12 protein-coding genes and 1 pseudogene are annotated in these 13,134 nt (G+C 69.2%); 5 read left to right on the forward strand and 8 right to left on the reverse strand.

Annotated elements, in window-relative coordinates; all coding sequences use genetic code 11:
* Nucleotides 1–206 precede the first annotated feature (206 nt).
* The 3 genes from ABZ479_RS15550 to ABZ479_RS15560 are packed head-to-tail and all read right to left on the reverse strand — an operon-like array spanning nt 207 to nt 3,913.
* Nucleotides 207–1,577 carry a cytochrome P450 gene (locus ABZ479_RS15550; RefSeq protein ID WP_500462079.1) on the reverse strand — a complete coding sequence of 457 codons (1,371 nt, stop codon included), beginning with the start codon at nt 1,575–1,577 and terminating at the stop codon, nt 207–209.
* A 30-nt stretch (nt 1,578–1,607) separates the two neighbouring features.
* Entirely contained in the window at nt 1,608–2,834 is a 1,227-nt protein-coding gene (locus ABZ479_RS15555; RefSeq protein ID WP_500462080.1) for a terpene synthase family protein, read from the reverse strand.
* Entirely contained in the window at nt 2,831–3,913 is a 1,083-nt protein-coding gene (locus ABZ479_RS15560; protein WP_500462081.1) for a polyprenyl synthetase family protein, read from the reverse strand. The genes ABZ479_RS15555 and ABZ479_RS15560 overlap by 4 nt, the downstream gene beginning before the upstream one ends.
* A gap of 315 nt (nt 3,914–4,228) precedes the next feature.
* On the opposite strand from ABZ479_RS15560, the gene ABZ479_RS15565 reads away from it, so the two are divergent.
* The 3 genes from ABZ479_RS15565 (at nt 4,229) to ABZ479_RS15575 (ending at nt 6,272) form a co-directional block, all read left to right on the forward strand.
* A complete protein-coding gene (locus ABZ479_RS15565) occupies nt 4,229–4,459 on the forward strand; it encodes a hypothetical protein (protein WP_500462082.1) in 231 nt (76 codons plus the stop codon).
* 308 nt (nt 4,460–4,767) lie between these two features.
* On the forward strand, nt 4,768–5,412 hold the full coding sequence (locus ABZ479_RS15570; protein WP_500462083.1) for an RraA family protein: 645 nt from the start codon (nt 4,768–4,770) through the stop codon (nt 5,410–5,412).
* Between the two features lie 182 nt (nt 5,413–5,594).
* Nucleotides 5,595–6,272 carry a flavodoxin family protein gene (locus ABZ479_RS15575; RefSeq protein ID WP_500462187.1) on the forward strand — a complete coding sequence of 226 codons (678 nt, stop codon included), beginning with the start codon at nt 5,595–5,597 and terminating at the stop codon, nt 6,270–6,272.
* A gap of 46 nt (nt 6,273–6,318) precedes the next feature.
* Here the strand turns inward: ABZ479_RS15575 and ABZ479_RS15580 are convergent, their stop codons facing one another.
* Nucleotides 6,319–6,732: a Rossmann-fold NAD(P)-binding domain-containing protein gene (locus tag ABZ479_RS15580; protein WP_500462084.1), complete on the reverse strand. Its 414-nt coding sequence runs from the start codon at nt 6,730–6,732 to the stop codon at nt 6,319–6,321.
* A gap of 157 nt (nt 6,733–6,889) precedes the next feature.
* Nucleotides 6,890–7,318 (reverse strand): IS200/IS605 family transposase, encoded by a 429-nt coding sequence (tnpA, locus tag ABZ479_RS15585; RefSeq protein WP_500462085.1) that lies wholly within the window; start codon nt 7,316–7,318, stop codon nt 6,890–6,892.
* Nucleotides 7,319–7,367: 49 nt separating this feature from the next.
* Between tnpA and ABZ479_RS15590 the strand changes: the two are divergent.
* Nucleotides 7,368–8,581: pseudogene (locus ABZ479_RS15590) on the forward strand (RNA-guided endonuclease InsQ/TnpB family protein).
* Between the two features lie 88 nt (nt 8,582–8,669).
* Here ABZ479_RS15590 and ABZ479_RS15595 read toward each other — a convergent pair.
* Nucleotides 8,670–9,056, reverse strand: a complete 387-nt coding sequence (locus ABZ479_RS15595; protein WP_500462086.1) for an NAD(P)H-binding protein — start codon at nt 9,054–9,056, stop codon at nt 8,670–8,672.
* A 289-nt stretch (nt 9,057–9,345) separates the two neighbouring features.
* Between ABZ479_RS15595 and ABZ479_RS15600 the strand changes: the two genes are divergently transcribed.
* Nucleotides 9,346–10,122, forward strand: coding sequence for a hypothetical protein (locus tag ABZ479_RS15600; RefSeq protein ID WP_500462087.1), 777 nt, complete (start codon nt 9,346–9,348; stop codon nt 10,120–10,122).
* 215 nt (nt 10,123–10,337) lie between these two features.
* Here ABZ479_RS15600 and ABZ479_RS15605 read toward each other — a convergent pair whose 3' ends face one another.
* Entirely contained in the window at nt 10,338–11,090 is a 753-nt protein-coding gene (locus ABZ479_RS15605) for a hypothetical protein (protein WP_500462088.1), read from the reverse strand.
* 268 nt (nt 11,091–11,358) lie between these two features.
* Nucleotides 11,359–13,080 (reverse strand): SulP family inorganic anion transporter, encoded by a 1,722-nt coding sequence (locus ABZ479_RS15610; RefSeq protein ID WP_500462089.1) that lies wholly within the window; start codon nt 13,078–13,080, stop codon nt 11,359–11,361.
* Between the last annotated feature and the right edge of the window lie 54 nt (nt 13,081–13,134).

Genomic DNA, 13,134 nt, shown 5'->3' on the forward strand with positions numbered 1-13,134 from the left:
TCGTTCATGTGACTACTCGCTGTCCGGGTCGTTGATGCGGACATGCGACGGCCTCCTCCCTGCGCAGGCCGCGGGTGCGCCGGCGGGGGCCGCGCGGCAGGCCCACGTCCTGCGGCTGGAGCGCCTTCCGCAGGGTGTGCCTGACGCGTTCATCCGCCCCCCGAGCTGTCGCAGTCCCGATGCGAGGGGCCATGGTCTTGGCGGGCTCACTCCGCCGAGCACCCGTCAGGAGTGCGAGTGACGGTACGAGGCTGTGCCCGCATGCGGAGATCGCGTGGCCGCAAGGTCATGGCGAGGGCGGGGCGGCTGCTGTGGCCGGGCAGGTGTTCCAGACGCCAGCGGGCGGTGATGGTCGCGAGGGCGAGGGTGGCCTCGGTGGTGGCGAAGGTGTCGCCGATGCATTTGCGGGCGCCTGTTGCGAAGGGGATGAGGGCGTGGCGGGGCGGCTGCGGGCGCGCGGGATCCCAGCGGTCGGGATCGAAGGCCTCGGGGTCGTCGTAGAGGTCGGGCTCGTGGTGGATGAGGTAGGCGCTGTAGGCGACGGTGGTGCCGGCCGGCAGTCGATGCCCGGCCAGTTCGGTGTCGGCGGAGACCACACGGGTGATGAACCAGCCCGGCGGGCGCAGCCGTAGGGTTTCGGTGATGACGCGTCCGGTCAGTGGCAGGTGGGGCAAGTGTGCGTGGGTGGCCGCGGTACCGCCCAGGACCGTGTCGACTTCGGAGTGGACGCGCTGCTCGATCTCGGGATGCTCGGCCAGCAGGTCCAGTGCCCAGCCCACGGTGGCTGCCGTGGTCTCCGTCCCGGCCAGGAAGAAGGCGATCGTCTGGTCGCTGATCTCTGCGGCGCCCATGCCGCGGCCGCCGTCCTCGGGGTCACGGGCCGCGATCAGGGCCGAGAGCAGGTCGCCCCGGTCGGTGCCCTCCGCGAGTCGCTGGGCGATGACCTGATCGAGGGTGTCGCGCAGGCGGGCTCGGGCCCGCAGGTAGGAACGGTTGCGTGGGGTGGGGAGCCGGTCCAGCGGGGGGATCATCAGCATACGGCGGCCCATGCCGTTGATGAGGGTGGTTACGTCGTCGAGGATCCGGCCGAGCTCGGCTGAGGGAAGCGTGCGGGAGAAGAAGGCGGCAGCCGCGGCTTTGGAGGCGATCGCCATCATCTCGGTGGGTATCTCAAGGACTTGTCCGGCGTGCCAGCCGGCTGTGCGCTCGTCGATGCAGCCCGTCATGGTTTCCGCGTACGCGTGGAGACGGGCAGGGTGGAAGGCCGGCTGGATCAGGCGGCGCTGCCGACGATGCTCGCTGTGCGGACAGGTGGGGAGCCCGTTGCCCGCCACTTCCCGCGCACGATCGTAGACGGGGCCGCCCTTGTCGAAGACGCGGTCACTGATGAGGACTTGACGGGTGAGTTCCGCGTCGCAGAGCACGACGACGGCAAGCGGCCCCAGCCGGATGCGGACCAGATCCCCGTGGGCGGGCAGGGAGGTCAGGAACGCCAGCGGATCGCGCAGCAATTGCGGCAGGTGACCGACCAGAGGAAGCCCGTTGGGGGCGGAGGGTAGTGAACGAAGGTCCTTCATCTTTTGCTCCGAAGCCGCATGTACGGGTGGTCAGTCGGCGCGTTCGTGGAGGGCCGAGGCGTCGGTGGGCAGCGCGTGCCACCACCAGCCGATACAAGGGATGTCCGAGGGCGCGCCGGTCGCGCTGGGAACGTCCGCGGCGGGGCTCGTCGCCACGCGTACGGCGCCGGGGTGGCGGCCGTCGGGATCGGTGTAGCGGCCTGCGCGTACGCCCCATTCGTAGTTGCCGCGGATGAGGCAGGTCAGGTTGGACAGATAGCGGCGCAGCGGCTCGGAGGCGGTCGGCTGGACCATGTCACGAACCTCGATGAAGCGGGCCAGGATGCGGTCGCGCAAGGCGACAGCCTGCCTCTGGGCGTCCTGCTGGGTGCACCCGGGCTGGGCCAGGTAGAGGCCGACCAGATTCAGGACGGGTCCCGTCTCGGCAGGCCGCCGGGCGGCGAACCACAGCTCCTTGCCGTAGGAGAACAGGTCGTCGTCGAGCGCGGCGACCATGCTGGCCATCTCGGTGAGCGCGCGCACGGCCGGGGCGTTGATCTCCCGGTCGGGGATGTCGTCCACCTCGCTGACCTGGAACCAGGCGAGGGTCGGGAATCCGGCGACGTACAGGAGGCGGGTGTAGAGGTAGTCATTGATGCCGGGCATCAGAGGCTGCCGGCGGGCCGCGCGTTCCCACGCCACGCCCAGGTACCAGGAGAGGTGTGCGTCCACCAGGCGGCGACGCTGGGTCGGAGAGGCCAGGCGGTGCAGGCGCTCGGCCAGCTCTACGACCGGCCCGGCGAAGGGATTCTCCGGCGGCAGCAGGCGCGCGGTCGGGCTCTCCAGTGTGCGGATGACACGCACGGCCAGGTCGAGGAAGGAGAAGGCATCCTCAGGGGATTCCTCGTCGCAGGCGAAGTCGTCGAACACGAACATCGTGTACGTCCAGTCCACGGCCATCTGGAGCCGCTCGGTGTCGGCACCGGGGCAGTTGCCCGCGAAGAACAGCGCGGACCTGGTGCCCGCGACCCGTTCACGGCGTCCGGGACCGAGGCACAGGCCGTGCCGCTCCATGAAGGCCAGGCCCTGCTCCTCGAGCAGCTCGACCTCCGGATGGCAGCGCCACGGCATGGGGAAGTACATCGCCGGCAGTCGCATCACGATGTCCGGGCCGGCTCCGGCCACATCGCGGGAATCCGGGTCGGAGGCGGCGGTGTGCTCGGCCACGGTGCGCTCCTCCACTGCCCGGGACGCGTTGACGCGTTGACGCCTGGTCATGCCGTACGCTCCGCGACGCCGTGCACCAACCGCCGGGCCGCGTCGGCCGCGGCTGCGGGGAAGGCCGCGTCATCCAGGGCTTGGAGCGCTTGCTGGTGACGCAACCGGATCATGTCTTCGACGGCGCCCAAGGCCCCGGTCTCCCGCAGGACACGTCGAACGTGGTCTGCCCCGTGCTCGTCGAGTTCCGGTCGGCCTACGAGGGCGTCCAGGACGAGCCGCTGCCGGGTGTCCGCCCGCTGGTAGCCCAAGGCCATCAGGACCGTCGGCTTGGCCTGACGAAGATCGTCCAGCACCGGCTTCCCGGTCTGCTCGGATGCGCCGAAGACACCCAGCACGTCGTCACGCAGCTGGAAGGACTCCCCGGCCGGGAGCGCGAAGGCGCTCAACGCCGCGCGCAGTCCCTGCCCGGCTCCGGCCAGGGCGGCACCCACGTGCAAGGGCCGTTCGAAGGTGTACTTCGCCGTCTTGTAGCGCGCGACCCGCAGCGCCGACTCGACCCCGGCGTGCGCGTCCACACGGGTGGTCAGATCGAGGTACTGGCCGTAGACGATCTCCGTGCGCATCACGTCGATCACCGGCAGCACCGCGGCCAGCTCAGCCGGAGACAAGCCGGCCGTGTGCAGGAGCTCATCGGACCAGACCAGCGCCAGGTTCCCCGCCAGGATGGCTGCCCCTGTCCCCACGTCTTCGCGAGCCGGGTGATCGGGGTAGCGCGACTCCACGGCCCGGTGCACGGTCGGCGCCCCGCGACGCAGGTCGCTGCGGTCCATGATGTCGTCGTGGATCAGTGCGAAGGCATGGAACAGCTCCAGCGATGCCGCCGTCCGCAGCACGACGTCGGAGATCGTCGTCTTCCCGCCGGCGTGCCAGCCCACCGCGCACAGCAGGGGACGAAGCCGCTTCCCGCCGCGGGTGACGAAGTCGCTCACGTCCCCGGCGAGGGCGAACGTCCCCTCGGCTTCCGTCTCGGCACTGCGAGGGCGGGAGCCGAAGAAGTCGTCCAGCACCGCATCGACCCCCGACCGCACAGCTTGTAGATCCAACGCCGACGCTCTGGACGGGCCAGCGGTTTCCACCCACACCCCCACCTCGCAGACCCCGGAACCAGCCGCCCCCACCATGCCGCCCGGCCTGCGACCAGCCCAACGGAGCTGCAGCGGCGCACGGGAGCACCGGGAGCGCGGCGGACGGCAAGGAGCGCAGACGTAGGACTGCGCCCGGCGACCACAGCACTGGTGGGCGCCCCGGCTGCTCCGTCACATCGTCGAAGGCGTCGGATCCCTGCATGCCTTGCATCCCGTCGGAGCGCACGCAACGGCGACGACCGCAACCCGATGGATCACCCGCACGTCGTACTCGCTGAGCCGAGCCCACACCACCGAGAGGCGGCCATGTCGCACCCAGCAGAAACCCTGGTCGAATACTGCTTCATCATCACCTTCAGCCACCGCGAACAGGATCTGATGACCTTCTCCGGCACCTACACCCCCGCGCCGGGAATGACCAGGCACGACGTCTACACCACCATCCGCGCCGATCACGTGCGGCAGTTGCCCTCGCACATCCAGAGCAGCCACTACCAGGTGACCTACTTCTCGCTGGAACGCAACCAGCTGACCTGAGCGGCGCTCCGCCCACGCCAGGGGGACGCCCACGATCGGCAGCCCGGGCGGGCGAGCCGATTCCGTCCTAGGATCGGCTGAACCGTGCTGCCGCGAAGGCGCGCACTCGTGAGTACGGACGTATCACTCGGCGACCACCCGAACGGGGCATCGGCGACCCCCGCGGCGCTGCGGGCCCCCGGCGATGTCCCCCGGCCGGACAACCAGTGGCCGCGATCGCCCGTGACGCTCCCGAACCGCCCGGGGCCCGCCCGGAACCCGGCGCGCCGCAACGGCGGACAGATCGCGAGCGGGGCAGGAGGAGACGCATGAGCAGTGACAACGGTGCCGAGTACGCGGCCGCGGCCGCACGGCTCGGTTGCGCGCCGCTGGTGGACGCGATGGGCCGCATCCACAACCACCGCGCCCACATCGTCGCCCTGTCCAGCCCCGAGCCCACCAGGCCGCTCTTCGGTCCGGCCGCCACCCTCGCCTACCTGCCGTACCGGGACGACCTGCCGCAGACGGCCGCCGGCTTCGGCGAGCTCTTCGACCAGGCGGTCGGTGACGACCCGGCCGGGAAGGTCCTGGTCCTCTCCAGCGGCGGTTATCCGGACCTCTCGCACGGCGGCGGCACGAAGCTGTCCCGGGTCGTCCGTCACGGGCTGGCCGGAGTGCTGGCGGACGGCAGGCTGCGGGACTTCGCCCAGCTGCGCGACCACGGGTTCGCGACCTGGTGCCATGGCGAGGCGACACGCTGGGGCGGCGACACCATCATGCCGTTCGCGGCCGGCGTCGCGGTGCAAATCGCAGGTGTCTGCGTGACTCCCGGTGACTACATCTTCGCCGACACCGCGGGAGCCGTGGTCATCCCGCGGGCCAGCATCGAGCGGGTCCTGCAGGAGGCGGCCAGGATCGACGCCGAGGACACCGAAGCCGTCGCGCGGATCCTCGACGAGCACCCACCACGCTAGCGGCGAGGGTACGCCCGGGCGTCGGGTTGCCCGCGCGCCGTGTGTGGGTGAGCCTCCTCGAAGAGGACACCACTCCCCACCGGGCGTCCTCCGGACAGGACCCACGCTGGGAGGAACAGGTGACGGCCCACCCGACGGACGCCCCCGCGGCGCAGGCGCCGCAGTTCCAAGGACTGCGCGCCATGTTCGTCAACACGACGCTGAAGCCCTCGCCGGAGGTCAGCAACACCGACGGGCTCATCGACCTGAGCGCGGGCATCATGCGCGGGCACGGCGTGCAGGTGGAGACGGTCCGCGCGATCGACCACGACATCGCGACAGGTGTCTGGCCCGACATGAGGGAACACGGCTGGTCCAGTGACGCCTGGCCGGATCTGTTCGAGCGCGTCCTGGCCGCGGACGTCCTCGTGCTGTGCGGGCCCATCTGGCTGGGGGACAACAGTTCGGTGATGAAGCGCGTCATCGAACGGCTCTACGGCTGCTCCAGCCTGCTCAACGACGCCGGACAGTACGCCTATTACGGACGCGTCGGCGGCTGCCTGATCACCGGGAACGAGGACGGGATCAAGCACTGCGCCATGAACGTCCTCTACAGCCTCCAGCATCTCGGCTACACGATTCCGCCGCAGGCCGACGCCGGGTGGATCGGGGAGGCCGGACCGGGCCCCTCGTACCTCGACCCGGGCTCGGGCGGCCCGGAGAACGACTTCACCAACCGCAACACGACGTTCATGACCTACAACCTCCTGCATCTGGCGGCCATGCTGCGACGCGAAGGAGGGTTTCCGGTGTACGGCAACCAGCGCGCCGAGTGGGACGCCGGCTGCCGCCCCGACTTCCCGAACCCGGAACACCGATGACCTCGTGGCCGTCACCGGTGCGTGGGAGCCGCCCCGCGCCGGCCGGCTACGTGCTCGGCTTGCCGTAGTCGAGCTCGAAGGCCGAGCGGTGTGCGTTGACGAACTCCTCGACCGTCGTGAGCGGCTGCCCGTTGATGCGCGGCGCCGTGTCGCTGATGCCGGCGAGCAGGCCCTCCTGCTGGTCGAGGTTCACGGCCTCGAAGTGCTTGAGCTTCGCCATGTCATGTCCGATGCCGAGCATCTCGAGGAAGGTGGCCGCGGTGACCTGCTCGTACGGAAGGTCCTTGCCCAGTACCCGGCCGACCTCGGCGGCGAGCTCCTCGTGGCTGTACTCCACAGGGCCGGTGAGTGCGTAGACCTGCCCACCGTGCTCTTCGGGCGAGGCGAGGATTCTGGCGGCGGTCAGCGCGATGTCGCGGCCGGCGATCGGGGCGAAGCGGCTCTCCTTGCCGAAGGGCATCACGTACCGGCCGTAGCGGATCAGCCCGGAGATAGAGCAGCCATCCCTGTTCTTCGGAGGGAATCCCCGCCTTCAGGTGGGGAGGGGATCCGATCCTGAGCGCTGCGGCACGGAGCGCCGCAGCATCGCTTCGGAGCGCTCTGCCGGTGGCCCGCGTTCAGTTGGGCTGCTTCTGGTTCTCGATGTAGTCCCTGACCATCTGGAGGGGCGCTCCGCCGCATGAGCCGGCGAAGTAGGAGCCGGACCAGAAGCGGCCGTGCGTGATCGCCTGGTTGAGCTGGTCGGTGTATTCCTGTCGCAGGCGGCGCGAAGAGACGCCTTTGAGGGAGTTGACCAGGTGGGAAAGTGCGACCTTCGGTGGGTAGTGCACCAACAGGTGTACGTGATCCTCTTCGCCGTTGAACTCGATCAGGTCGGCCTCGAAGTCCTCGCACACCTTCCGCATGATGTCTTCGCAGCGCGTCAGCATGGCGTCGTTGAAGACAGTCCGCCGGGACGTGGTGACAAAGACCAAGTGTGCATGCAGGTGGTGAATGACGTGACGACCCCGTCGCAAATCAGGGTTTGAATCCCAGCGTGGTGACATGAACCAATGATAGAGTCGGGATCGACTCGCACCGAAGGGGGGTGGGCTTATGTTCCGTGCGTACAAGTTCCTCATGCGGCCCACCGTCGGTCAGGACCAGGCCCTGTCCGAGATGTTGTGGGATCACTGCTCGCTCTACAACGGCGCGTTACAGGAGCGCCGTGACGCCTACCAGCATGTGTCGCAGACGAGCGTCGGTTACGCCATGCAGTCCGCGCAGCTTAAGGACATCCGGGCGTTCGACTCGGAATGTCAGGGCCGCTGGTCGTTCTCCTCGCAGCAGGCCACCCTACGCCGACTGGACAAGGCGTTCGCCGCGTTCTTCCGCCGCATCAAGGCTGTTCAGACCCCCGGGTACCCCCGCTTTCGAGGGGTGAACTGGTTCGATACGTCGACTTCCCCAAGGACGGGGACGGCTGCCGCTGGGGCAGTACGCCGCACGACCCGGTCACCCGCGTCCGCTTCCAAGGCGTCGGGCACGTAAAGGTGCATCAGCACCGGCCGGTGGTCGGCAAGGTCAAGACGGTCAGCGTCAAGCGCGAGGGCCGTAAGTGGTTCGTCGTGCTGACCGCCGAACGGGACCAGCCCGAGCCGCTGCCCGCGACGGGCCGTGTGGTCGGCATCGACCTGGGCATAGCCAACTTCCTCGCCGACTCCGGCGGCGGATTCGTTCCCAACCCGCGCCACGGCCGTGCCGGCGCGGCGAAGCTCGAAGCCGCGCAGCAGGCCCTGTCGAAGTTCCCGCGTGTACGCCGGGACAATCGCACGGCCAATCACCGCCGCGCGGTGGAGAAGGTCGCCAAGCTGCATGGCAGGGTGCGCCGCCAGCGGCTGGACCACGCACACAAGACCGCCCTCACGCTGGTCCGTGAGCACGACTTCATCGCGCACGAAGATCTCAAGATCCGCAACATGGTCCGCACCGCCAGGCCCAAGCCCGACCCGGACAAGCCGGGCGCGTTCCTGCCAGGCGGCGCGGCGGCGAAGACCGCGCTCAACCGCTCGATCTCGGATGCCGGTTGGGGGGTGTTCCTGAGGATCCTGCACGCCAAGGCTGAAAGCGCCGGACGGGAAGTGATCGCCGTGGACCCCCGCAACACCTCGCGCCAGTGCCCGCTATGCGGACACACCAGCGCGGAGAACCGGCCCACACAGGAGAAGTTCCACTGCGTCTCGTGCGGCCACACCGCGCACGCTGACACGGTGGGCGCCCTGAACGTACTACGGGCCGGGCTGGTCCGTCGCAAAGCCCAACCGGCTTAGCGAGAAGCCACCCCGTTTACGGGGTGGAGGAGTCACTGCATGAAGAACGTGACCCCACCCCTCCCTTGAGGTGGGTGTTGGGGACCCCTCACCATGTGAAGACCTGCTCGGAGAGCCAGTGGTTCTGCGTGGCCTTGCTGTGTGCGTGGGGCCGGGACTGGAAGTGCGACATGCTCACGATGAGCTCGAGGTCCTCCTCCCTGGCGGCCTGGGCGAACATCACCGCTGCCTCCACCAGTCCGTCGCCGATCGGGTAGTTGAAGTACGCGCGCTGGACGCCCTCCATGGCCTTGCGAACGTCGCGGAGGTCGAGCAGGTCGCCGAAGACGACGTCGGCGCCCTTGTCGCGCAGCCGCTGAGCCCGCTCGTCGTCCGCGCGAACCATGGCGCGCACGTCGAAGCCTGCCCTGAGGAGGTAGTCGACCATCGGGCGGCCGGTCGCGCCGTTGGCCGTCGTGATCAAGATCGAGGTCATTGATTCCTTCCCCTCTGCTTCGCCGGGCTGCACGTGCACGGATGGTGTCCGTCCGTGCACCGATCGTGCGCGTCCTGTGCATCCCAGCCCGCAATGCGGCCTGTACCCATATAAAGATTACACCTGGCATCTAATGGGCGAAGGGTCGCCACGTCGGCAGGCGGACGGCGCGGACCTGCGCCCGTCAGGCCCTTGATCCGGGGCCGCTTCGACGGGGGATGGGGAGAGAGCGGGTCCGCATGATGAGGTGTGTCCCTGATGACTCCGACAGCAGGGAGCGTTCCTTCCGATGACCACACTGCCCGCACGCCGCCCTGAGCGCAGAGGTACCGAGACCGCCTCGGTGAGGGATCCCTCGCCGTTCAAGCCTTCCCTCGTCAGAGCGGTGTTCAGGGACGTGACCCCGATGCACGTCTCTCGGCCGGCCGCGTGGGCCGCCGCGTCGGTGACGCGGACCGTGCTGACGGAGATCATCGACGGCGCGAGGAGAGCGGCGGGGGAGGGGGCCCGGAGGAAGCTGATCCCCGAGGACCTCCTCTCGGCGATCGACCGGGATGTCGAGCTCGAGGTGGGGACCACGTGGTACGACCACAGCGCGACGTTCCGGGGCCTGACCGGTGTCCTGTACGACGCCGAGGGCGTGATCGTGCCTCCTCGTAGGCGCAGCAGGTCGCGCAAACCGAGTGCTGTGGCCGGCGCCCACAGGTTCGAGGCCGGGGTCAAGAAGCTGCTGCGGAGCCGGCGGGCGACGGCCGTGCCGGCGATGGTCCGCGACCTCGACGGAATCGCGAGCGCGTTCCTGACGGATCTCGCCCGGGACGCGGCCAAGGTCGTGCGCGAGGGTGGGGTCAGACGTTTCGGTACGGCCGCCCTGGTGATGTCGGGCGAACCGGCCGTACCCCCGCTCCCCGAGGATTCCCACCGGGCCCTGTCAACGCGCAAGGGGGACGGGCGGACCATCGGCAGGGATGACATCCTGGCGGCCACCACGCTTCAGTTGCTCGGCGGCGACCTCAGAGAGCGAGCCCTGACTGACGCGCGCAAGGCGAACGTTTCGGTCGGCTGAGCGGGCGCGAGCAACATCGCCGCCAGCGCCCCCATGTGCGAGCGCAGACTCGGCACACGAGAGGACCACATGAGGAGTTGGCGGACGGTCACCGCCGTACGGCAGGTCCTGCACTTCGAAACGGAAGGTGGTCGTGGGGTCGTCTGCCCGGTGGGGTTGCGTGCACCGTCCGGTCGGCAGTGCGATCACTGAGCCTTTTCAAGGAATGCGTCGGTTCAGCCGTCGCCGACAGTCATCCCACCTTCCGGGGGAGGGGTTGTTTCCGGGGGAGGGGCTGTTCGGGTCGTCCCCTTCCGGCGGCCGCTGACCCTGATCATGTGGATGCTGATGAGCAGCACCCACAGGGGGAACGTCAGCTGGAACCAGCCGGAGACAGGCGCGACAAAGAGCAGAAGGACCGCGGTCAGGTAACCGAGCCAGGTCATCCACCGTGGGAAGACCGACAGTTGGAACCCGATCGTTGACGTGCAGGCCGTGAAGACGGCAGCCATGCGCATGCAGTAGCCGCTGAGCAGGTCGAGGGCGAACGCACGCCCGAGATCCCACACGTGCGGGTCGAGTGCCGGCCCACGCCATTCGGCCAGGGCGAGGAGGCTGCCAGTGCCGGAGGCCAACGCGAAGAGCGTCGCTGCGAACAGGAGGCCGCTGCCGAGGAAGACCGTCGCGAAGAACTTGTCCTCCGCTTCCCCGATGTGGCTGCGGACCGCTCCCATGAACCAGAGGAAGATGATTCCGGCGAAGGGCAGCACGGTCAGTTCCGCCCGGGCCGCCTTGCGGCTCCAGGAATTCGTGAGCCAGTCGGTTCCGTGTGACGGCCCGCCCGGGATGGCACTGTGCAGCAGAACGATCGTCACGCCCAGAAGCAGGGCGAACAGGATCCCTGCCGCACCTGCCGCGCGGGGTGTCCGCAGGGAGCGGCCCACCCTTCCGATCGAGCCGGCTGTCTGCGGTTCATTGCCAGATTGCACGCGAAGCACGGTATGCCCCAGAAGGGGAGGCCGCGGAGATCTTGGGAGGAGGCGCGCCGTATGTCAGCCGTCCAGGGCGGTCGGCGACGGCGCCGCGGGTGAAACTCCGACAATCGGAGATCCGGGCGAGGACGGGATGGGTGAGCGGCTGGCGGAATGCGGCTTCAGCCCCGGTTCGCACGGGCCGGTCCGGGATGGGAACCGCCCGCGAGGTGAAACGGCAGGACGGCAAGGGCCGTTCACCTGGCGCCAAGACGTGGCTCAGTGGTCAGGTCGGTGGGACGGGTGAGGCGTCGCGGTTGTCCCCGCCCGGCGCTTCCCCGCCTGACCGGCTTGCGATCCATGAGCGCGCGTCTGCCATCGCGCGGTTCACAGGGGCGAACACGGCGCCCTCTGCGGGAACGACGCCTCCGGGCCCCAGCTCCCGCTCGATCCCCGTCATCCGGAGGACGCGTTCCAGGCTGGGGGAGACGCCCGCGAGGATCAGGCGTCCGCCCCGATCGTGCAGTTCGTGGGCGTAGCGCCGGATCACCTTGGCCATGGAGGAGGAAGGCACGTCCGGGGCTCCGCGCAGGACGAGGATCAGGACCGCGTCGCGGGCGTCGTCGGTGCGCGGGAGGGCCTGTTCGATGTGGGGGAGTTCGGCGAAGAAGCTGGTGCCGTCGTAGTTGAGGACGGTGACGTCACCGGGCGGGAGCCGTTCCGGGGGATCGGCGAGGTGCCAGTCTCCCCGGGGGTCACGGGTGAGGGCCCGGAACCGGGTCTGGCGGGCCGCCTGGACGCAGTACAGGAGCAGGGACAGCACCGCGCCGAGCACGATGGCCTGCTGGAGGGGCAGTTGCGTGGTGGCGAGGAAGGTCACGACCATTGCCGCGGACGACAGCCACGATGTCCGGAGCACGAGCATGATGTCGTGGCGCTTGCCCCAGATCAGTTCCGCGCCCACCACGAGGATCAGCCCGCCGATGACTGGCATCGGGATGCGCTCGGCGAGGGGCGCGCAGGTGAGGACCACCAGTGCGAGCAGTACGCCGGCGAAGACACCCGTCCAGCGGGTGCGGGATCCTGCCGAGACGGCCACCCCGGTGCGGGACAGGGAGCCGCCGGAGGGAAGGGACTGGAAGAGGCCGCCGGCCAGGTTGGCCAGGCCCTGCGCGGCGAAGTCGCCGTTGGCGGAGGAACGTGAACCGTCCGGGTTCGGTACGGACAAGCCGATGCTCGCCGCCTGGGCCAGAGCGACCAGGGCCACGGCGACGGCGCCCCCGAGCAGGTGCGGTACGGCCGGGAGATCGGGGGCGGAGAAGCCGGGCAGGGCCGCGGGGATGTGGGCGATGTCGCGAACGAGCTCGACGTCCGTACCGAGGACGGCGACTGCGACGCTGACCACGATCATGGCCACCAGCAGCGCGACCGGTTCCAGACGGCGGACCATCCGGGCGAGCCCCCATACGACGATAGTGGCGATGCCGATGAGGGTCGCTGCGAGCTGCCAATGCCCGATGTGCGCGATCCAGTCGCCCAGTTGGTACAGACGGTTGTGACCCTGGGGCTGGTAACCGGTCGCATCCTTGAGGACACCGGTGATGATCTGCAGGGCGATTCCCGTGGAGAAGCCGGTCATCACGGCGTTGGAGACGAAGCTCATCACCACACCGAGCCGCAGCACGCCCATGAGCAGCATGACGAGGCCCGCCAGCAGGGTGAGCGTGGCGATGTTGCCCGGGTCCCGCGGGTCCAGCCCCGCCTCCTGCAGCACGCTCTGTGAGGTCAGTGCGATGGCGCTGGTCAGCGTGGTGATCATGAGGACGGTACGTGCGGTGAGCGCGCCCACGATCCCGGGAACGATTCCCGCATACAGGCCCGCGATCGGGTTGAACCCCGCGATGGACGCGTACGCCATGCCCTCCGGGATCGAGAAGAGCCCGGTGACCAGGCCTGCGCCCGCGTCCGAGGGCTTCGGCTTGCCCAGCGCCGCGAAGAGTCGCCGCACGATCGGCCGCTCCTTCACCCCGTCGTCCCCATGATCGTGTCACCGGACCGGATT

Origin of the sequence: Streptomyces sp. NPDC005722, from assembly GCF_040630935.1 — a bacterium.
Taxonomy (GTDB): Bacteria; Actinomycetota; Actinomycetes; order Streptomycetales; family Streptomycetaceae; genus Actinacidiphila.